The sequence below is a fragment of the Vreelandella sp. GE22 genome (assembly GCF_968212445.1).
In genome coordinates this window covers 3,128,974-3,145,458 of sequence record NZ_OZ309110.1, presented here as the reverse complement: position 1 = coordinate 3,145,458, position 16,485 = coordinate 3,128,974, and the positions used below count along the sequence as shown (strand labels likewise).

General features: G+C 58.4%; 24 protein-coding genes and 3 tRNA genes. 12 read left to right on the top strand and 15 right to left on the bottom strand.

Going from position 1 to position 16,485, the window contains the following annotated elements; all coding sequences use genetic code 11:
- Positions 1–107 precede the first annotated feature (107 nt).
- From ACWHRL_RS14765 to ACWHRL_RS14735, 7 genes are all read left to right on the top strand, one after another.
- Positions 108–602 (top strand): acetyl-CoA sensor PanZ family protein, encoded by a 495-nt coding sequence (locus tag ACWHRL_RS14765; RefSeq protein WP_447530545.1) that lies wholly within the window; start codon positions 108–110, stop codon positions 600–602.
- A complete protein-coding gene (locus ACWHRL_RS14760; RefSeq protein WP_447894270.1) occupies positions 602–2,923 on the top strand; it encodes an AsmA family protein in 2,322 nt (773 codons plus the stop codon). Before ACWHRL_RS14765 ends, ACWHRL_RS14760 begins: the two co-directional genes overlap by 1 nt.
- A gap of 95 nt (positions 2,924–3,018) precedes the next feature.
- A complete protein-coding gene (gene mutY, locus ACWHRL_RS14755; RefSeq protein WP_447894269.1) occupies positions 3,019–4,110 on the top strand; it encodes an A/G-specific adenine glycosylase in 1,092 nt (363 codons plus the stop codon).
- A gap of 42 nt (positions 4,111–4,152) precedes the next feature.
- Entirely contained in the window at positions 4,153–4,428 is a 276-nt protein-coding gene (locus tag ACWHRL_RS14750) for an oxidative damage protection protein (protein WP_447529847.1), read from the top strand.
- A gap of 143 nt (positions 4,429–4,571) precedes the next feature.
- A tRNA-Phe gene (locus tag ACWHRL_RS14745) sits at positions 4,572–4,647 on the top strand.
- A gap of 5 nt (positions 4,648–4,652) precedes the next feature.
- Positions 4,653–4,727 (top strand) — tRNA-Gln (locus tag ACWHRL_RS14740).
- A 70-nt stretch (positions 4,728–4,797) separates the two neighbouring features.
- A tRNA-Thr gene (locus ACWHRL_RS14735) sits at positions 4,798–4,873 on the top strand.
- A gap of 103 nt (positions 4,874–4,976) precedes the next feature.
- Here the strand turns inward: ACWHRL_RS14735 and ACWHRL_RS14730 are convergent.
- From ACWHRL_RS14730 to ACWHRL_RS14665, 14 genes are all read right to left on the bottom strand, one after another.
- Positions 4,977–6,125, bottom strand: coding sequence for a site-specific integrase (locus ACWHRL_RS14730; RefSeq protein ID WP_447894268.1), 1,149 nt, complete (start codon positions 6,123–6,125; stop codon positions 4,977–4,979).
- Complete coding sequence (locus tag ACWHRL_RS14725) at positions 6,122–6,331, bottom strand: hypothetical protein (RefSeq protein WP_447529845.1); 210 nt, start codon at positions 6,329–6,331, stop codon at positions 6,122–6,124. Before ACWHRL_RS14725 ends, ACWHRL_RS14730 begins: the two co-directional genes overlap by 4 nt.
- Positions 6,328–6,840: a hypothetical protein gene (locus ACWHRL_RS14720; RefSeq protein WP_447894267.1), complete on the bottom strand. Its 513-nt coding sequence runs from the start codon at positions 6,838–6,840 to the stop codon at positions 6,328–6,330. Before ACWHRL_RS14720 ends, ACWHRL_RS14725 begins: the two co-directional genes overlap by 4 nt.
- A 2-nt stretch (positions 6,841–6,842) precedes the next feature.
- Positions 6,843–7,025 (bottom strand): hypothetical protein, encoded by a 183-nt coding sequence (locus ACWHRL_RS14715; RefSeq protein WP_447894266.1) that lies wholly within the window; start codon positions 7,023–7,025, stop codon positions 6,843–6,845.
- A gap of 3 nt (positions 7,026–7,028) precedes the next feature.
- The gene (locus ACWHRL_RS14710) at positions 7,029–7,244 is read right to left on the bottom strand and encodes a TraR/DksA C4-type zinc finger protein (RefSeq protein WP_447894265.1); all 216 of its coding nucleotides are present in this window, start codon (positions 7,242–7,244) and stop codon (positions 7,029–7,031) included.
- 14 nt (positions 7,245–7,258) lie between these two features.
- Complete coding sequence (locus tag ACWHRL_RS14705; RefSeq protein WP_447894264.1) at positions 7,259–9,586, bottom strand: replication endonuclease; 2,328 nt, start codon at positions 9,584–9,586, stop codon at positions 7,259–7,261.
- Positions 9,583–9,798: a hypothetical protein gene (locus ACWHRL_RS14700; protein WP_447894263.1), complete on the bottom strand. Its 216-nt coding sequence runs from the start codon at positions 9,796–9,798 to the stop codon at positions 9,583–9,585. The genes ACWHRL_RS14705 and ACWHRL_RS14700 overlap by 4 nt, the downstream gene beginning before the upstream one ends.
- Entirely contained in the window at positions 9,795–10,196 is a 402-nt protein-coding gene (locus ACWHRL_RS14695) for a hypothetical protein (protein ID WP_447894262.1), read from the bottom strand. The genes ACWHRL_RS14700 and ACWHRL_RS14695 overlap by 4 nt, the downstream gene beginning before the upstream one ends.
- The gene (locus tag ACWHRL_RS14690; RefSeq protein ID WP_447894261.1) at positions 10,189–10,506 is read right to left on the bottom strand and encodes an ogr/Delta-like zinc finger family protein; all 318 of its coding nucleotides are present in this window, start codon (positions 10,504–10,506) and stop codon (positions 10,189–10,191) included. The genes ACWHRL_RS14695 and ACWHRL_RS14690 overlap by 8 nt, the downstream gene beginning before the upstream one ends.
- Entirely contained in the window at positions 10,499–10,690 is a 192-nt protein-coding gene (locus ACWHRL_RS14685) for a hypothetical protein (RefSeq protein WP_447894260.1), read from the bottom strand. The genes ACWHRL_RS14690 and ACWHRL_RS14685 overlap by 8 nt, the downstream gene beginning before the upstream one ends.
- Before the next feature lie 37 nt (positions 10,691–10,727).
- Positions 10,728–10,931, bottom strand: a complete 204-nt coding sequence (locus ACWHRL_RS14680; protein WP_447894259.1) for a hypothetical protein — start codon at positions 10,929–10,931, stop codon at positions 10,728–10,730.
- A 31-nt stretch (positions 10,932–10,962) separates the two neighbouring features.
- On the bottom strand, positions 10,963–11,169 hold the full coding sequence (locus ACWHRL_RS14675) for a hypothetical protein (RefSeq protein WP_447894258.1): 207 nt from the start codon (positions 11,167–11,169) through the stop codon (positions 10,963–10,965).
- Positions 11,170–11,226: 57 nt separating this feature from the next.
- On the bottom strand, positions 11,227–11,523 hold the full coding sequence (locus tag ACWHRL_RS14670) for a hypothetical protein (protein ID WP_447894257.1): 297 nt from the start codon (positions 11,521–11,523) through the stop codon (positions 11,227–11,229).
- Between the two features lie 217 nt (positions 11,524–11,740).
- On the bottom strand, positions 11,741–12,226 hold the full coding sequence (locus tag ACWHRL_RS14665) for a hypothetical protein (RefSeq protein WP_447894256.1): 486 nt from the start codon (positions 12,224–12,226) through the stop codon (positions 11,741–11,743).
- Between the two features lie 139 nt (positions 12,227–12,365).
- On the opposite strand from ACWHRL_RS14665, the gene ACWHRL_RS14660 reads away from it, so the two are divergent.
- Genes ACWHRL_RS14660 through ACWHRL_RS14640 form a run of 5 tightly spaced genes read left to right on the top strand, consistent with a single transcriptional unit; the run spans position 12,366 to position 15,132 of the window.
- Entirely contained in the window at positions 12,366–12,971 is a 606-nt protein-coding gene (locus ACWHRL_RS14660; protein ID WP_447894255.1) for a S24 family peptidase, read from the top strand.
- 29 nt (positions 12,972–13,000) lie between these two features.
- Positions 13,001–13,183 carry a YodC family protein gene (locus tag ACWHRL_RS14655; protein WP_447894254.1) on the top strand — a complete coding sequence of 61 codons (183 nt, stop codon included), beginning with the start codon at positions 13,001–13,003 and terminating at the stop codon, positions 13,181–13,183.
- Complete coding sequence (locus ACWHRL_RS14650) at positions 13,180–13,446, top strand: DUF6953 family protein (RefSeq protein WP_447894253.1); 267 nt, start codon at positions 13,180–13,182, stop codon at positions 13,444–13,446. Before ACWHRL_RS14655 ends, ACWHRL_RS14650 begins: the two co-directional genes overlap by 4 nt.
- A gap of 42 nt (positions 13,447–13,488) precedes the next feature.
- Positions 13,489–13,863, top strand: a complete 375-nt coding sequence (locus tag ACWHRL_RS14645; protein ID WP_447894252.1) for a hypothetical protein — start codon at positions 13,489–13,491, stop codon at positions 13,861–13,863.
- 45 nt (positions 13,864–13,908) lie between these two features.
- Complete coding sequence (locus ACWHRL_RS14640; RefSeq protein WP_447894251.1) at positions 13,909–15,132, top strand: hypothetical protein; 1,224 nt, start codon at positions 13,909–13,911, stop codon at positions 15,130–15,132.
- Here the strand turns inward: ACWHRL_RS14640 and ACWHRL_RS14635 are convergent.
- Positions 15,129–16,439, bottom strand: a complete 1,311-nt coding sequence (locus ACWHRL_RS14635; RefSeq protein ID WP_447894250.1) for a Y-family DNA polymerase — start codon at positions 16,437–16,439, stop codon at positions 15,129–15,131. The two genes, ACWHRL_RS14640 and ACWHRL_RS14635, sit on opposite strands and share 4 nt — an antisense overlap.
- Between the last annotated feature and the right edge of the window lie 46 nt (positions 16,440–16,485).

The window sequence follows — 16,485 nt, the reverse complement described above, 5'->3', positions numbered from 1 at the left end:
ACAACCATTATAGAGAATCGATGACCCCATCCGCTACAATGCGCGATAAGGTTGCCGCTTTACCGGCGCCCATCGAGCGGCTTAGCCGTAGCCAGGAGGATTTCAGCATGCCGGTGACGCTTTTCTACGTTGACCAGGCCCGGTGGGAGGCCGACGAGCGCATACGCCTCGATTTGAAGCGTATTTATGAGGACGCCCCCCAGGCGCGAATCAAGACCCTCGAGGTGGCGCCCTTCATCGAGGAGCACCTCGAGAACCGGCAATTCTTTGCCTGCGCCCACTTCAATGAACACCTGCTGGGGGCGGTGGCCATTTTCGAGGCCGAGGACCGCGCCTGGTGGTTGTCCGAGCTTTGCGTACGCAAGAGCGCCCGGCGGCGTGGCGTAGGGTCACGCCTTATGGCACTGTTGGCCGAACAGGCAAAGCACCAGGGCCGCACGCTGCGCATTGCCACGGCGACATTGCCGCTGGCCGATCGCGTGCTGCTTTCCAAAATAGGCTACCGGCCGAGTTCCGTGGCCACTTCCAATGCCGGTAACGGCGCTTTCCACGAAAGCGACCCCAACGAGTATGTCGAGCTAGACCCACAAGGGAAAGGGTGATGAAACAGTTATTGCGTATTTTGCTGGCCGCGGTCGGTATTTTGGCCATGGTGGCCGTGGCCGCCGTGGTGTATGTCACCACCTTTTTGGATCCCGAGGATTTCAAACCGCGCCTGGTCGAGGTGGTCGAGGAGCAAACCGGGCTGAGCCTGGCGCTGGAAGGGCCGATCACCTGGTCGTTCTACCCGCGCATCGGCGTCAGCGTCGAACAGGCCCGCGCCTGGCTGCCCGAACAATCGCGGGAAGAAACCTCCTTCGCCGCCGTCGACAGCGCCGAGGTGAGCGTGGCCTTCGCGCCATTGCTGCGCGGCGAAATCGCCGTCGACGGGCTGACCCTGGACGGCGTGCGCCTGAACCTCGAGCGCAACGCCGAAGGCGAGGGCAATTGGCAACTGCTCGTGGACCGGCTGGCCGAGCAGAACAGCGAAACCGCCGAAACCGTGCTGGCGCCGGCCAGCGCCGGCCCCCATGTCGATGCAGGCAATCTCTCGGTGGTGCTCAATATCGCCAGTGTCGAAGTGCGCAACGCCGATATCCGTTTTCGCGACGCGCCCAGCCAGTCGCTTTGGCGGCTACAGTCGTTGGATATTTCCGGCAGCAACGTCAACCCGGCGCGCTCCTTCCCGTTAAAAGCGATGTTCACCCTTACTCGGCACAACCGATTGGACGCCGAAGCGCTGGAGCGCCCGCCGGTATTCACCAGCGAGGTCAGCCTTGAAACCCGTATGCGGCTGGGGCTGGACGAAGAGCAGGTCGTTTTCGAAAACTTCCAACTCGGCACGCGCTCGACCACCTCGCAAGAGAGCGAGCCGCAGCAGCTAAGCCTGCGAGCCGCGGAAATGACCGCTCGGTTGGCCGAACAGCGCCTGAGCGTAAGCGAAGGCGTACTGGAAACCGGCTTTCGCCACGCCGAAAACTGGCAGGGCAGCCTGGCGATGACGCTGGCCTTTGCTTTAGATGCCGACTGGGCCGCGCAAACCGCCCAGTTACGCGATGCCCAGCTCACCGGCCCTGATGGGCTGCGCGTAAGCGGTCATCTCAATATCGAACAGCTTCAGGACGTCCCGCAGTACCAGGGCCAGCTCAACGCCGCGCCCTTTACCCTGCGCCCCTGGCTTTCACGCATGGGGGTCGAGCTCAATACCGCCAGCGAAGCCGCACTCAGCGATGTCGCCATGACCAGTCCGGTGCAGGGGAGCCTCGAGCAGATTTCGCTGCCGCAGCTTTCGCTGGTCATCGACAGCAGCACCTTCACCGGCGAGCTGGCCGCGGCGCTGGATGGCAGCGCGCTCAACTTCGATTTGACCGGCGACCAGCTCAACCTGGACCACTACTTGCCGGGTCCGGTCACCGCCCAGCAGGCCAGCCGGAGCATCATTCGCCGCGCCGTGGCCCAGCAAGAAAACCCGCTGCTGCCCCAGGCGTGGCTTGCCACGCTGGATCTACAGGGCGACCTGGCGCTCGATCAGCTCGAGCTTGCCGGGCTCGTGTTCAACGACCCGGAGCTTGCGCTGCGGGGCGAGCAGGGCCTACACCAGCTGACCGGGTTCGAGTCGCGCTTTTACGACGGGGCGCTCAACGCCACCGGCACCCTGGACGCCCGCGAGCCCATTTTGACCTGGCAGCTGGCCCCCCAGGTAGAGGGCGTGCAGGTCGCCCCGCTGATCGAAACCTTCAGCGACGAAGAGTCCCCAATTCGCGGGCGCTTGGACATAGCGGGCGACCTCTCGACCCAGGGCAACACCCGCGACGTGCTGACCAGCAACCTCAACGGCGAGCTCGATGCGCGCCTGAACGACGGCGCGATTTTGCACACCAACGTCTCTCAACAGGTGTGCGAACTGGTGGCTCGCATCGAAGGCGAAGGGACGCTCAGAGACTGGCAGCCCGATACCCGTTTCGAGCAGTTTGGCGCTACCTTTAACGTGCGCAACGGCGTGGTCACCAGCGACGACCTGCTGATCACCCTGCCGGGTATCGATATGCAGGGTAACGGCGAGCTCAACCTCAACAGCATGAACTTCCTGACCCGCGCCAACGCCCGGCTGGTCGATACCGCCGACGCGGCCTGCTCGGTCAACCCGCGCCTACAGGCGCTTGCGCTGCCCGTGCTATGCGAAGGCCATATCGACGACGAAAAGTCCCAGTGGTGCCGTCTGGATCGCGAGGCCTTTCAGAGCTCGGTGGTAGCGCTGGTTAGAGACGAAGCCGGTAGTGAACTCGAAGAGCGCCTGGGCGAAACACTCGACAATATCGACCAACGCCTGGGAGAGGGTGCCGCGCGGGAACTGCGCAACGGTATCCGCAATCTTTTCGACTGATACTGACCCCCTTTGATGCGCCGGCCCAAGGGCCGGCGCTTTTGTTATCGCCCGTATTACCTCATTAACTGCTCTAAAGGGAGCTGGAACATTAAATGGCCGATACGCCCACGCCGTGCCTGACGGCCCCTGAATTTCAACACCGGCTGCTGACCTGGTTCGACCAGTACGGCCGTCACGATCTGCCCTGGCAGTCGCCGCGCAGCGCCTACCGCGTGTGGGTGTCGGAAATCATGCTGCAGCAAACCCAGGTGAATACCGTGATTCCCTACTTCGAGCGCTTCATGGAGCACTTCCCGACGCTTAAGGCGCTGGCCGATGCCCCCCAGGACGAAGTGCTGCACCTATGGACCGGGCTTGGCTACTACGCCCGCGCCCGCAACCTGCATAAAGCCGCGCGCATCGCCTGCGAGGAGCACGGCGGCGAACTGCCTTCTGAGAGCGTCGAAGCGCTCACGGCGCTGCCCGGCATTGGCCGCTCCACCGCCGGCGCCATCATTGCCCAAAGCATTGGCGCCCGCGCGCCCATTCTGGACGGCAACGTCAAACGCTCGCTCACCCGGCTGCACGCCGTACCCGGCTGGCCCGGCAGGCCCGCCGTAGAGCGCAAGCTTTGGGCGCTGGCGGACTACTTCACCCCCGACGAGCGCCTTGCCGACTACACCCAAGCGGTCATGGATTTCGGCGCCACGCTCTGCACCCGAGCACGACCCGACTGCATCATCTGCCCGTTCAATGACGTATGCGCTGCCTACCAGGAGGGCGCCCCGCAGCGCTACCCGGAATCCAAACCCAAAAAGACGCTGCCCACCCGCGAAACCATCATGCTGATGCTACGCGACGACCAGGGGCGCGTATGGCTGGAGCAGCGCCCGCCTTCGGGGCTTTGGGGCGGGCTATGGGGGCTGCCTCAGTTCGACGACTACCAGGCCCTCGACGACTGGCTACAGACCCGGGTCAAAGCGCCCCATAAAGCGCACCCCTTGCCGGATTTCACCCACACCTTTAGCCACTTCCGGCTTTCGATCACCCCGCAGCCGGTGAGCTGCAAGGAAATGAACGGCGTGCACGAGCAGGGCGTATGGTACGACCCCAACGACCCGCCTGCCCTGGGCCTGGCTGCGCCGGTCAAGGCGCTGTTAAGTCAACTGGTGCCGTTTTCACTTGATCCGACCCCGGGGCCCTAGCCCATACTCGGTATCGACTTCCCACTTCAAAAGGAGCACCCCATGAGCAACACGGTTTTCTGTCGTAAGTACCAGCAAGAACTACCTGCGCTTGCGTTTCCGCCGCTGCCCGGCAAGCAGGGCCAGGAGATTCAGGCCACGGTGTCCCAAAAAGCCTGGGGGGAGTGGCAGGCGCTCCAGACCCGCCTGATCAATGAAAAGCACCTCAACATGCTCGAGCCGGAATCGCGCCAATACCTGATGGATCAGATGGAGCGCTTTTTAAATAACGAAACCACCGACCAGGCCGAAGGCTACGTGCCCCCCAGCCAGCCCTAGCCCACGAATGGCGGGCGTTTTGGCCCGGCGGGGTCAGCGCCCATAAACGTGGCGCTTTGCCATAACCACGTGATCGGAAAGAAAGTTTCACAAAGGTGTTGACGAAAAGCGGACTTTTTAGTTTAATACGCACCGTTGGCAGCGGCCAGATAGCTCAGTCGGTAGAGCAGGGGATTGAAAATCCCCGTGTCGGCGGTTCGATTCCGTCTCTGGCCACCAAGTGTTGGGGTATCGCCAAGTGGTAAGGCACCGCTTTTTGGTAGCGGCATTCCCAGGTTCGAATCCTGGTACCCCAGCCATTGCCAACAAGATTTCTTGTTGACTGACTCGCTTTACGCAATCGGTCAAATGTTCAAGAAAGCACGAAGCGCCGACATAGCTCAGTTGGTAGAGCAACTGACTTGTAATCAGTAGGTCCCGGGTTCGACTCCTGGTGTCGGCACCATCAAAAAGATGGTTAAAAGCAACATGTTACAGAACACGATCAAGCCGCCCTTTAGGGCGGCTTTTTTGTTTCCGTAGTTCTCTACATAGATCCCACCCCTAAATCACTCATCCCCAGGGTGATACACCAACGGTACGCTAAGGTCATAGGTGTCCATCATCGACGCTGACCGGTGACCACTGGCTTCCTGTTTTTCGTGACGTGTCCCTTTCGTATCGGTAATGCCGCGACGCTTGAGATCGTGAAGGCCGAAACGCTCTTCTTGTGTGATTATTTCCTCTTCGATGGCCAGCTTCATCAAGCGTTGCCAGGCCGTGTCCAGGCTCGACTTGCGTAGCTCGCTGCCATCGGCCGCGATGATCAGCGGGCGCGCTTCCGGGTGCATGGGTACGGCCTTTCCTTTTGCTTTCCAGATTCCGGCGCGGCGCTCGGTGGCGGCCGTCCAGGCGGCGTTCAACCGTGGGTACCAACGCACGACGTTATCGCGTGAGCCCTTGCGGCGGTTGGTCATCACGCCTTGCGCGGTGCTGTTGGCATCGGTGAGGGTGATCACTTCGATACCGCGCAGTCGGCAGATATAGGCCAGCTCCATTACCATCCAGAGGTAGGGCGCGCAGGCGCCTTTCTCGCCCCGCGTGCGTTGGCCGCGCTGTTGAGCGAACTCGTTCAATCGAGCGATGGTGGTCAGCTCCGGTAAGCGGCGCTGTTTGCGCTCTTTTGCAGCCTCGACGCCCTGGGCGGGGTTGGTTTCGCAGTGGCCGCGATTGATTCCCCAGCGAAACAGGCGGCGCAGGTAGCGCAGCAAGTGGTTGGCTTTGGAGGGGGTGCCCTCGGCGGCGATCCTGTCCACCAGCCGCTGGACCAGTGCTGGTGAAAATTGCGTGGTGGACAGGTCGCCCAGTGGCTTGTTCAGTTTCGTGGGCATTTCGAGCAGGGCCGCGCGGCAGTAGTCGTAGTCCTGTTGGGTCTTGATGGCCAACTCTTTGAGCTGCGCAGACTGGTGAAACTGCTGAGCCAGATAGCGAAGGGTGCGGCGATCAATGCCGCTGCGCTGCTCCATTATACGGTGCAGCTCTGACAGGGTGGCATCGGCCCCGGCGATGCGCTCGGTTTTCAGCTTGCCCGCTTCATCACGATATTGAACGTACCAGCGGCCCCGGCCGCGCTTGTCGTAATAAACCCCGTTGGGGAGTTTCGATTGGTTGATGTGCGCCGGTATGTCCGGGCTGTGCTTACGCGGGCGTGTCTTCATAGTATGTCGCTAGGGCTGAGTTCTTGTTTCGGAGCGGCTTCAATACCGCCCGCTTTGTTGATCAGGTCGATGGTCGTCCAAGGGCCCCGGCGGCCGTTGAATACCATCACGCCTTGTTCGCGAAGGCATCGGGCCGCGTCGGCTGGACGCTGGTAGCCGGTAATTGCCTTGATTGCTTCGCAGTCTATTACGCTTTGTAGGCTCATGAGTGACTCCTTACCCGCCACTGATTGAAGCGGTTGCGGATCGTGCGGAACGTTTGGCGCGCTTGGTGGTTGCTATCCAGTTCGGCGCGGCTTTGGATATTGCAGGCTGTGACCAGCCAGTCACGGGCGTCGTCTGAATTATGGGTGCCGTCCGGTAGGGCGCTTTCGTCAATACCATTCTTGGCTCGCCGGCGGCGATCGAGATAAAGCTGGAAGGCACTATCCTGACAAAGCATCGCGGCTTGTCTGGCATAAGTGGCCCCTTTGGGAATCGATGGTGACTGAGCCAGTGCAGCTGGCTCACTGCTCTCCACTGGGAATTCACCTGGCGCGCTGGCCAGTGCTTTTTCCAGCTTCTCGAATGCCTGCTTATCCAAAGGGTTGTAACAGCTCCGCCCGAAGATGCTGCGATAGGCGGCCAAGGCCGCGCTCCCAGTTATCCTGAGCATGTCGAGTTGTTTGGCAGCCTCTTCAGGGTTCTCGCGAACCCAGCTTGGGTCAATGGCCATGCTCACCCCTTAGCCTTCGGCTTCACTTCGTGAACCTCGAGCACTTCGCGGATCTCGATCACTTCAACACGCGGCTTGAGGTGACTGGCGGCACTGACGCCGAGCTGGAAGGCGCCGCCCACGCAAAAGGCCAGAACCGTAAACTTGATGACGTAACGCCAGTCTTGAGGAATCGGGTTTTTCATCGCTTACCGTCCTTGCCTGTTTTTCAGTTCACGGATGCCTTGGCACTCGATGCACGTAGTCGCCCAAGGCGCGGCTTTGCGGCGCGGTGCCGGGATCTCGTAGCCGCAATCGATACATTCATCGTGCGGCGCCGGTTGGGCTAGCCGTGTGCGGTTGGCCAGCGTGGTTTCCAGGGCGCGCTGGGTAACTTCCGCGGCGCGGTCGATGTTGTCTGCCATGATGGTTCCTTCTCTCAACACAGTTCGGGCGGGAAGTACTCGTCTTCCTCGCTTTGGGCGTATGCGGGTACCGGCGCGAAGAGTTTTCGCGCCGCTTCTTTGGCTTCCTGGCCTTCGCGGTAGGCGTCTTCCGCTTCGGCTCGGTAAATTTCTGAGCGCTTCCACTCTTCGAGACGTTCGCGCTGGGCTTTTTTCTCTTCCGGTGATGGCTCTCGGGGTTCGATGTCGACCCCCTGCGTACAGTTAGTGACACGAGTCCAAGGGGACTCGGCTTCGCCTCCTCCCGCACCCCCTTGGGGGCCGCGCGACTTGCTGCGCACTTCCCAGCGGTAGAAGCGGGTCAGATATTCGTGTTCGTTGCCCCGGCCATCGGAGACGACGATGCCGAAGGTGCCGGGCGTAGCTTCGCCGTGGCGGCCTTTGGCCTCGATGCCCTCGGCTATCTCGCCGGTGCCGTGGCTGTACTGTGCTTGTTCATCGTTTACACGGCTGAGATCCACGCGGGGCATCGTCCAGGGTTTGATGGGGCGCTGTTTGCGGGGCATATTGGGGCCGCCCATTAGGCGGAGGAACTGATCCCACTGGCCGGCGTTGGCGGCTTGGCGGATCTGTTCGAAGCGATTGGCAATGCGTTGATCCGGCCGGGTCGCGGCCTCCCAGTTTTCCAGCTCGTCTTGGTGTTTTTCGTTGAGGCGGCGGATCTCCCGCCAGACCGTCACGCTGGGCAGGCCGACGAACTGGAACTGGCGAATGCCCCACACGGCCGCCCAGGATTCGATACGTGGCGCCACGCTGTTGAGGTCGTGGCCGTAGGTGTCTTTGTCGTCGTTGGCGACGCCGTCGCGGGCGAACTGCTCGCCGTTGAGGTTCTTCGATATGTACTTGGCCACGTACCCGGCGGCGGTGCCTTTGGCGTAGTTGATGCGCTCGACCTTGAAGCGCGCGGTGGTCTTGCGCCCGCGGCGATCAAACAGCTCCTGGGGCGTGTCGGCTTCGGCGTGGTCGCGCACGATGTGATTCACGCGGTTGGCGTCTTCGCGCTTCATCCAGATCAACAAATGCCAGTGCGGGGTTCCGTCGTGGTGGGGCTCGACCACGCGGATGCCGTAGATGCCCAGATTCTCTCGGGCCAGCGCCGCGCGGGTGCGCGCCCACACCTTTTGCAAATACGCCTGAGCATCGCGCGGCGTGCTGCCGTCGTACTTCGGGTTGCGCACGCTGTGCTCGGAGATGACCGGGTGGAAGCGGCTGGGCGCGGTGATGGTGTAGAACATGCCGACATGCCCCAGGCGGCGGGATTCCGCTTCGGTGTCGCTGATGCGTAGCATGAGCTCGGCGCGGCGGTGGTTGGGGTTCGACAAGCCCAGCTCGGCGAGCTCGGCCAGGGTGTACACTTGGCCTTCCTGATTGATCGCCTCGAGCGCTTCGAGCAGCGCGGTATTGCGGTTTTTCTGGGCACGGCGGCGTTTCAGCGTGGCGTGGCTGCAGTAAATACCCGCCCGCTTGTGCACGCGGTGGGCTTCGCGCTGGACCTGCTCGAGCCGACGCCCGGCCAGCGTGCGCAGCTGACGCCGCCACCAGTTGGCATCTTCGAGCTTGGCGAGCTGGACGCTGGGTTTAAGCTTGAGGCCCGGCGGGTTGAAGCCGTGCGAGCGCGCCCGAAAGCGAGCCTTGTCGAGCGCCATTTCATTGACGACGCGCAGGCTCATTACCGGCGCGCGGTACCAGCGAAATACTGCCATCAATGGAATGACGCCCAACGGGGGGCTAAGTGGGTTGCGCGACGTCGCCACCTGGTAGGCGATCTCGCGCGCCTGCCCGCGAAGTGTGCGCGCTTTTGTCGGTTTGAGGTTGAGCGGTGGCGGCAGCAGGCCGAGGCGCAGGCGGCGGTTATGCTCGGCGATGCCGCCGATCAGCTTGCTCCGCTCACGCTCGACCGCGGTGGCCTGGGCTTCGGCGTGGTTCTGGACCGCTTCATCGTCGTGGGTCGCGTTCAGGCCGCGCAGCATCAAGCGCTCGGCGACACTCGACAGCCACTCGCAGCCCGCTTTCAAACCTGCGATGGTCGTCGCGCCGCGCTTGACCAGCCCTTCGAAGCCGCGCTCGAGGTCGTCTTTGATGGCCTCGAAGCGGCGGTAGATGTCGGTGGGCTCGATCAGGTCTTGCACGTTGTGGCGCAGCCAGCGGTTGGCGGCGGCGTGGCCGTGGCGTTTGGAGACATACACGTAACCACCGGCGAGCCGGTCGGCCAGCGAGGGCAGGCGCTCGAAGTGGCTGCGCAGGAAATACCCGCAATCGGGCGTACCTGAACTATGAGCGAAAGCGAGATCCAGCGCGCTCATTGGCTCGCCACCTGAGCGTTAACCACTGCAATGTCTTGGGCGTAATCCCCCAGCACGCCTTCCAGTTGTGTCAATTGGCGGCCGAGGGTTTGGGATTCCCGTAGGAGCTCCGAAGCGGCCATCGCGCGACCTTGCGCTTGGAGCTTAAACGTTAGCTCGGTCAATCGTTCGTGGGCGAGGTACAGGTTGAGCATGGTGTCGTTGACGTTCATGCGACCCCCTTTTCGATCAGCGCGAGCCAGTGCAGCGCGGCCCTGGTATTGCCTTCGGCCAATGCCTGGCGGGCGTGCGCGGCCAGCTCGGCGCTGGGGTGGGCGGTGCGGTTTCGTAGCTGATCGCGTAGGCCAGTGGCGTAGTCGCTCATGCGGTGGATCGCGGCGCGGATCGCGTCGCGGGCGGGTTTGGCGAACTCGCTGATTTGCTGGGTCGCGTCTTCCTTGAGGCCCGCGCTTTTGAGCACCAGGCGGCGCTCGGCGAAGGGCAGGTTGGCCCATACGTCGACCAGGTCTTGATCCGCCGCGCGGCCGTGGAGCTCGGCGCGGAGTTCGCCAAAGCCCGCGCGGTCGGGCTGGACGCGGGGCGGTTGGGGCAGGGTGGCTACGTTACTCATCGGTGACTTCCTCCTCGTAGGGGTCATCGTTCGCCGCGGGTATATCGAGCTTCATCTGGCTGAGTACCCAGGGCGAGGTGAACAGCTTCACGTCGGGGTTCGGGCAGCGGCTGGGGGCCAGGTTATGGATGAACTCGAGGTGGGCCTTGGCACGAAACCCGCAGTCGAATTCGTTGGTGCAGTGCAAGTAGAGCTCCCGCAACAGCGACATATCGCTTTTGGAGGTGCGCACCTTCATGTGGCCGCCGCAGTGGGGGCAGTCGATCCGCAATCGGCTGAACTCGGCGTGTTGGGTATCGGTGCTACTCACTGCGTTCTCCTGCGACGGGGTAAAGGGCGCGGCCCCGGCCCGTGAGCCCTTGGGTGCCTTTGCGTAAGCGGCGCCGGGTCAGCCACTCGGCGGCTTCTTCAATGGTGCTTAGGCCTTCCTGTTTGCGTACCGCCTCTAGCTGGCGTTCGAGTTCGTCGTCCAGCACTAGGTGGTTCTGGGGCATTTCAAGTGCTCCTTGAGGACCTTTTTCGTGCCTGTCTTTACGAAGCACGCTGGCCCACACTGGTGTTCACGAGATCGCCGACGCCCAGGGTGTCGAGGGCTTCTTTCAGCACTAACTGGCGCAGCAGGGTGGCCCTGGACATGCCGGTGTAGTCGACCAGGGCGTCGATGAGCTTGGCTTCGTACTCATCGAGGTTGATGGCGGCGTAGCGGTGGCGAATGCGGCGAGTATCTTGGTGCATGGCAGTGTTCCTTATGCAGCAGCACGCAGGGTTATTGGGCGGAGAGAGTGTCTTCGTCGTACTGGGCGATGCCACGCAGCATGAGCATGCGCACCGTGGCGGACATTGACCGGACCTCCAGCTGTTGAATGCGCTCGAGGTCGCCGCGCTCGGTTTCGGTGAGGTAGGTCATGACGGGTTTGTCGCACCCCTTGGGGGCATAAACCGGCTTCTGGGGAATGGTGTTGGTCGCGGTCATGGGTTAGGCTTCCTTAGTAAAGTAAAAGACTCTGAAAGAGACGGTCGGGCGAGGGGGTTAGCGCTCGTACAGGCGGATTAGCTTGCGCTGCAGGAAGTGTTCATCGAGGTGGACGCGCAGCTCCGCCAGGGCGTCTTCGATATCCACCGCGGCGGCGCCGTTGGCCAACAAGGTGGCAGCCAGTTGGCCGGTGGATTCGGCGGCGATGCGCTCTTCCAGCGCTTCGAGATCCGCCAGCGGGTTGGCCCCGCCGATCTCGGCGGTGATGGCTTGGCGGATGGCAGGCGAGCAGCGGTTCAGCTCGACGTCGATACCGCGAAAGAGCAGAACTTGGTTTAAGGCAGGTGTGGCCATGGCAGTGGTTCCCAATGTTTTTATCGATAGCCCGAGGGGGGCGTGAGGATGTCGGATAAAGGGCGTGTGAATCCGGAAATGAATCCCGAGCTGGCAGCTCAAGAGATCACGATGGAATTAATCAGGGCCGGTGCATTCACGATAACCAACCCCGGTTCTAGTCCTGCGTATGGTCGTGGGGTCGCTCAAGCTGTAACTAATGCTCACAGCATGTTTCTTAGTTACTACAAGGGTTTGGAAGGGGATGATTGAATTGTTCCAGGCCAGCCATTAACGAATTCGCCAAGCTGAGAGCACACTCGTTGAGGTATTCGCCGTTATTGCCCTGCTTCGCTAAGGCGCCGACCACATCAACCAGCACGCGCTCGCACATGGCTTGCTGGCGGGCGTTGAGTTGAAAGGGCTGAGTTTGCGGGGCGGCATCTGCCGATGCAGTGGCGTCAGGCTTAACCGCCGAGATCGACCACGTTCGATGAGGCACTTTGTCGTCGAGCTGGAAAGTGGCGGTGGTATCGGAGGCGCCCAGGTCGCTGACGATGCGCATGACATCCAGCAGTTCGGGAAAAGTCATGGTATGCGGGCATTTGGCGTTGAAGCCTTTGATACCGTTACGCGCAATGTCGAGCGTAAACGGCTCTTCGGTCCGATCGACGACGAGTTTTTGCACCGTGATGCGCGGTAAGGATTCAGCAGGTGTGGCCATGGCAGTGGCTCCCTTGCAAAGTGAAATGAAGTAAAAGACATCAACAGAATGGTACCGAACGGTTACCTTTGTCAAGAGTAGTGAGGACATAATGGTTTCATTGGGTGAGAGGCTTAGGAAAGAGAGGGAGCGACTGGGGTTGTCTCAAACCCAGTTCGGCGACCTAGCCCATGTGACTAAAAAGTCTCAAATGCTCTATGAGGCAGACCAACGCAGTCCTAAAGGCGATTATCTGACAGCGATTGCAGCTCAAGGAGTTGATGTTCAGTACGTTCTAACTGGAAACCAATCGGTATCCTCGAATATCGAACTTGTTGATCTATCCAATGGCTTGGCGGCAATACCGATGTATGACATCGAAGCCGCCGCCGGTGCCGGGCGCAGCTTCGAAGGCGAGCCGATCAAGACCACCCTGCAGTTCCCGCGCAGTGAGTTGGCTGCCCAGGGGCTCGACCCGGCGCAGATCGTGGGTGTGCAGGTGCGGGGCGATTCGATGGATGGCACCCTGGCGGATGGTGATTGGGTGTTGGTGAACCGCGCCGCGCGCGATCCGAAACAGGAAGGGGTTTTCTTGCTGCTGGTGAGTGGGGAGCGGCGGATCAAGCGGGTGCAGCGGTTGGCCGGTGGGGCGCTGTATTTGATTAGTGATAATGAGCTTTACCAGCCGGAGATGATTAAGCCGCAGGATATGGGGGATGTTGAGGTTCTGGGGCGGTGTGAGATTCGGATTGGGCGGGTGGTGTAGAACACTTTTATGCTTATAAGGGGAAGAAGATGGATGATAAATTCGTAGTTGGAGATATTGTCAAGCTAAAATCTGGCGGTCCTGAAATGACTGTAAATGCTCCTATAGCAAACCCCCGAGGCTATCGTTGCCAATGGTTTGCAGGAAAAAAATTAGAACAGGGTATTTTTCCAGGAGACTCCCTCGAAAAAGTCGAGAAATCTACATCATGAAGTCAAATGATGCAGCGGCTTGGATGCTTACTGAAATAGAGCGTGAAGGCTGTTTATATCAGGACGACGTGGTGGATTATCTGGTTAAGGGGAATGCCGATGATCTGCTCCGTGAAAATGCAGATGGCAATCTTGTCGTTGGAGCGGCGGTGCTAAAGGCTTTTCGAGGCCTTACCGAAACCAATGTTGTGTGGGTCAGGCCTGATCGCTATTGGCGGTTTCGTGTAGCAGAAGATGAGCCTGGTAGAGAGGCTCGGGGCTAAAAGGCGGTTTTAAATTGCCAGAATAAAATAGGAGAAGAGGGAATGAAGAAAGCAACTACCATGGCCATGTTGTCCTTATTAGTCGGCTTGTTTTCTGTAACTGCGCAGGCGGAAACGATTGAAGAGCTTATGAGTGAGGCTCGTGGGCTCGTTTCTACTGGTTTTGATATGTCGGCTTATGGTTCGTCGTCAAACAGCGACGAAGTAGCGCAGTGTATGGCTATGATGCGAGATAACCAGCCCCAAGCAGATGATCTGCGTTCTCGTATCGCTGAGCTGCCTTATAGCGTGTCTAAATCCAATCTGGATATGGCGGCTATTGATCTGAATCGTTGCCTATCGTGCGTACCTGATGCTGTTTCCAGCTGTGAAGCTGCTAATGAGTTGTTGGATACATCAGAACAGTATTTACAATGAAAAGTACTCAATGTTAGAAGTTGCTCTGCTTTTTTTAGGTGACGTGTGAAAGATATTTTCATTGCTTTTATTGACTTTCTGAAGATACCAGTCGGTATTATTCTTCCATATCTTTTACTTAAAGGTAAGATTAAAATCTTTATGCTAAAAGATTTGCTTTCAAAAAAGGTTTTAGAGATAGATTCGATTAAGAAAAAGGTAAGGCGTAAGATCGAAGGGTCAGATATAGACCTTACTAGCTTTGATCCACATGATAAAATTACAAAGGCAGATACTGAATATGCAAAAGATATCCTTTCTGAAGTATATGAATCCGCGTTTCATGCTGATAGAAATTTAGCAACAGTTGCCATGGTTTCATATAGGGTTTTTGAACGCTTTCATTTGGAAATGGATTTTTATTGTAAAAGTTCAGGCTATGTAAAATCAGGTATCAAGAAAGGATCTTTTTATTATTTTTTTAATTCAACTTTAGAGTACATAGAGTCTTGTGCTGTTCGCTCTGTTGAGTTTCCCAAGAAGTTAACGGTTCTGAGAAATCCATCTTATGGAATAAAGGGGCGACCTTTATTGCCTTCTGATAACTTAAATACTTTAAAAGGCCTTGAGCAGGGTCCTCTTTACAGACATGATAGATTTGATGCTGCCGGTTATTTTTTGGAGGTTATAGGTTTTAATGTAAATGAAAATAATTACTTAATGGCTAAAGCGTATTTCTCGGCTACCAAGAGCAATTCTTTAGCCCTTTTTTTATTTGTCGATAAAAGAATATCAGTGCCGTTAGAGATAGATGTTTCAAAAGATCGTGAGTCGCTCTTTGATAAAGAAGTTCTCTATTTTATAGGGTTTAGCTCTCATCGTCGCAGCAATGATAAAGGGACCTTTGACATTTTTCATATATATTACGCCAATATTTCTGATTATTATAAATTTGTAAATAATTCGCTTTTAGAAGAATTTGAAGATGTTTTTGGTAGTTGTTTTGGTAGTGACTTTTTTGATGTTAAATTTTATAAAGATAGTCAAGTTGTTCGGGTTACGGTTCTAAAGAAAAAAGCATACGAGCATTATTTAAATAATGAGCGATCTATATGCTATAACGCTTATGCTAAATCTGGAAAAGGGTTTTGGGAGTTTGTTTTTAAATCTCTTCTTAAAAATCCTTCTCTATCATATTGTGTTTTTTGTCATGGTGTATTTAATTTTATTAGAGGGTTAGGAGCAGTACTTTTAAATAGTATTGAGAGATTGAGAAAAAAGTTATTTTAACGGTTGGTTTGTTTATGGGCTATTCCCTCATCCGTATACGCCCGCATCAACTCATCCCAGTTCGTCGTATAGCGCGGACTGCGATGGGCGCACCTCAAATGCCACGGGGTGTTCTTCTCCGGTAGCCCCATGCGTACCGTGCCCTTGCCCATCTTCTCGTTCAGTTCGTCCATCGTAGCCATGAGCTTCTGGCTGCGCTGGCGGTCTTCTTCCGTTTGCGGGGTATCCATCAGGCTGAGCTGTTGGCGGTGCTGATCGGTGAGGTCCAGCATCATCACGCCCGCTTTCTTGTAGCCGTACTTGGGCCGGTAGATTCGGCTTAAGCCCGCGCTCGCGGCGGCGAGGATCTCGCGGGTGTCCTGGGTGGGGCGTTCCAGCTCGACCACCACGCTGGGCGAGTACTGGGGCTGGTCCTGCCGGAATCTATCCGTTTTGAGGAATACCAGCACGGCGCGGGCGAGGCTTTTTTGTGAACGCAGCTTTTCGGCACCGCGCTGGGCGTGGTGGCGGATCGCGCCGGAGAGGTCGCCGAGGTTACCGGTGGAGCGCCCAAACGAGCGGCTGGTCATGATGCGCTGCTTGGGTTCGGCTAGGTCGTTCATTTCCAGGCAGCTGACCCCGCGCAGCTCGAGCACCGTGCGTTCCATGTTCACGCTGAATTTGCGGCGCAGGTGTTTGGCGTCGGCTTCGCGCAGATCCCAGGCGGTTTTGATCCCCATGACTTGCAGGCGCTCGGTGAGGCGACGGCCCACGCCCCATACGTCGCCCACGTCGATCTGTTCCAGCAGGTGGCGGGCCTCGTCGGTGTCCGCGTGCATGATGCACACGCCGGGGTAGCCGGGGTGCTTCTTGGCGATGCGGTTGGCCAGCTTGGCCAAAGTGTGGGTGGCGGCCACGCCAACGCATACGGGAATCCCGGTATAGCGGCCTACTTTCCAGCGCACGCTGCGCGCGTGCTCGAGCAGGGCGTCCGGCTCGAAGCCGTCCATGCGCACGAACATTTCGTCGATGCTGTAAGGCTCGACCCCGGCGGTTTCCTGCTCGAGGATGCTTTGCACCCGGTGGGACATATCGCCGTAGAGCTCGTAGTTGGACGAGTGAAGGATGATTTCGCCGCGCTCGACCAGGTGGCGCACCTGGTGGGCGGGGGTGCCCATCTCGATGCCCAAGGCTTTCAGCTCGTTCGAACGGGCGATGATGCAGCCGTCGTTATTGGACATGATGCCCACCGGCTTGCGCTTGAGCTTGGGGTTGAATACGCGCTCGCAGCTGACGTAGAAGTTATTGCAGTCGACCAGACCAATCATTATTTGCCCTCCCTATTGTACAATACTGTTGTTTTATACAGTATTA

Bases quoted from the DNA above. Each gene is read 5' to 3' on its own strand.
- ACWHRL_RS14720 (WP_447894267.1), bottom strand. From the start codon at position 6,840: ATGGCCATTGACCCAAGCTGGGTTCGCGAGAACCCTGAAGAGGCTGCC.
- ACWHRL_RS14715 (WP_447894266.1), bottom strand. From the start codon at position 7,025: ATGAAAAACCCGATTCCTCAAGACTGGCGTTACGTCATCAAGTTTACG.
- ACWHRL_RS14665 (WP_447894256.1), bottom strand. From the start codon at position 12,226: ATGGCCACACCTGCTGAATCCTTACCGCGCATCACGGTGCAAAAACTC.
- ACWHRL_RS14680 (WP_447894259.1), bottom strand. From the start codon at position 10,931: ATGCACCAAGATACTCGCCGCATTCGCCACCGCTACGCCGCCATCAAC.
- ACWHRL_RS14655 (WP_447894254.1), top strand. From the start codon at position 13,001: ATGGATGATAAATTCGTAGTTGGAGATATTGTCAAGCTAAAATCTGGC.
- ACWHRL_RS14710 (WP_447894265.1), bottom strand. From the start codon at position 7,244: ATGGCAGACAACATCGACCGCGCCGCGGAAGTTACCCAGCGCGCCCTG.
- ACWHRL_RS14765 (WP_447530545.1), top strand. From the start codon at position 108: ATGCCGGTGACGCTTTTCTACGTTGACCAGGCCCGGTGGGAGGCCGAC.
- ACWHRL_RS14700 (WP_447894263.1), bottom strand. From the start codon at position 9,798: ATGAACGTCAACGACACCATGCTCAACCTGTACCTCGCCCACGAACGA.
- ACWHRL_RS14695 (WP_447894262.1), bottom strand. From the start codon at position 10,196: ATGAGTAACGTAGCCACCCTGCCCCAACCGCCCCGCGTCCAGCCCGAC.
- ACWHRL_RS14670 (WP_447894257.1), bottom strand. From the start codon at position 11,523: ATGGCCACACCTGCCTTAAACCAAGTTCTGCTCTTTCGCGGTATCGAC.
- ACWHRL_RS14730 (WP_447894268.1), bottom strand. From the start codon at position 6,125: ATGAAGACACGCCCGCGTAAGCACAGCCCGGACATACCGGCGCACATC.
- ACWHRL_RS14650 (WP_447894253.1), top strand. From the start codon at position 13,180: ATGAAGTCAAATGATGCAGCGGCTTGGATGCTTACTGAAATAGAGCGT.
- ACWHRL_RS14685 (WP_447894260.1), bottom strand. From the start codon at position 10,690: ATGCCCCAGAACCACCTAGTGCTGGACGACGAACTCGAACGCCAGCTA.
- ACWHRL_RS14635 (WP_447894250.1), bottom strand. From the start codon at position 16,439: ATGATTGGTCTGGTCGACTGCAATAACTTCTACGTCAGCTGCGAGCGC.
- ACWHRL_RS14760 (WP_447894270.1), top strand. From the start codon at position 602: ATGAAACAGTTATTGCGTATTTTGCTGGCCGCGGTCGGTATTTTGGCC.
- ACWHRL_RS14645 (WP_447894252.1), top strand. From the start codon at position 13,489: ATGAAGAAAGCAACTACCATGGCCATGTTGTCCTTATTAGTCGGCTTG.
- ACWHRL_RS14750 (WP_447529847.1), top strand. From the start codon at position 4,153: ATGAGCAACACGGTTTTCTGTCGTAAGTACCAGCAAGAACTACCTGCG.
- mutY (WP_447894269.1), top strand. From the start codon at position 3,019: ATGGCCGATACGCCCACGCCGTGCCTGACGGCCCCTGAATTTCAACAC.
- ACWHRL_RS14675 (WP_447894258.1), bottom strand. From the start codon at position 11,169: ATGACCGCGACCAACACCATTCCCCAGAAGCCGGTTTATGCCCCCAAG.
- ACWHRL_RS14725 (WP_447529845.1), bottom strand. From the start codon at position 6,331: ATGAGCCTACAAAGCGTAATAGACTGCGAAGCAATCAAGGCAATTACC.
- ACWHRL_RS14705 (WP_447894264.1), bottom strand. From the start codon at position 9,586: ATGAGCGCGCTGGATCTCGCTTTCGCTCATAGTTCAGGTACGCCCGAT.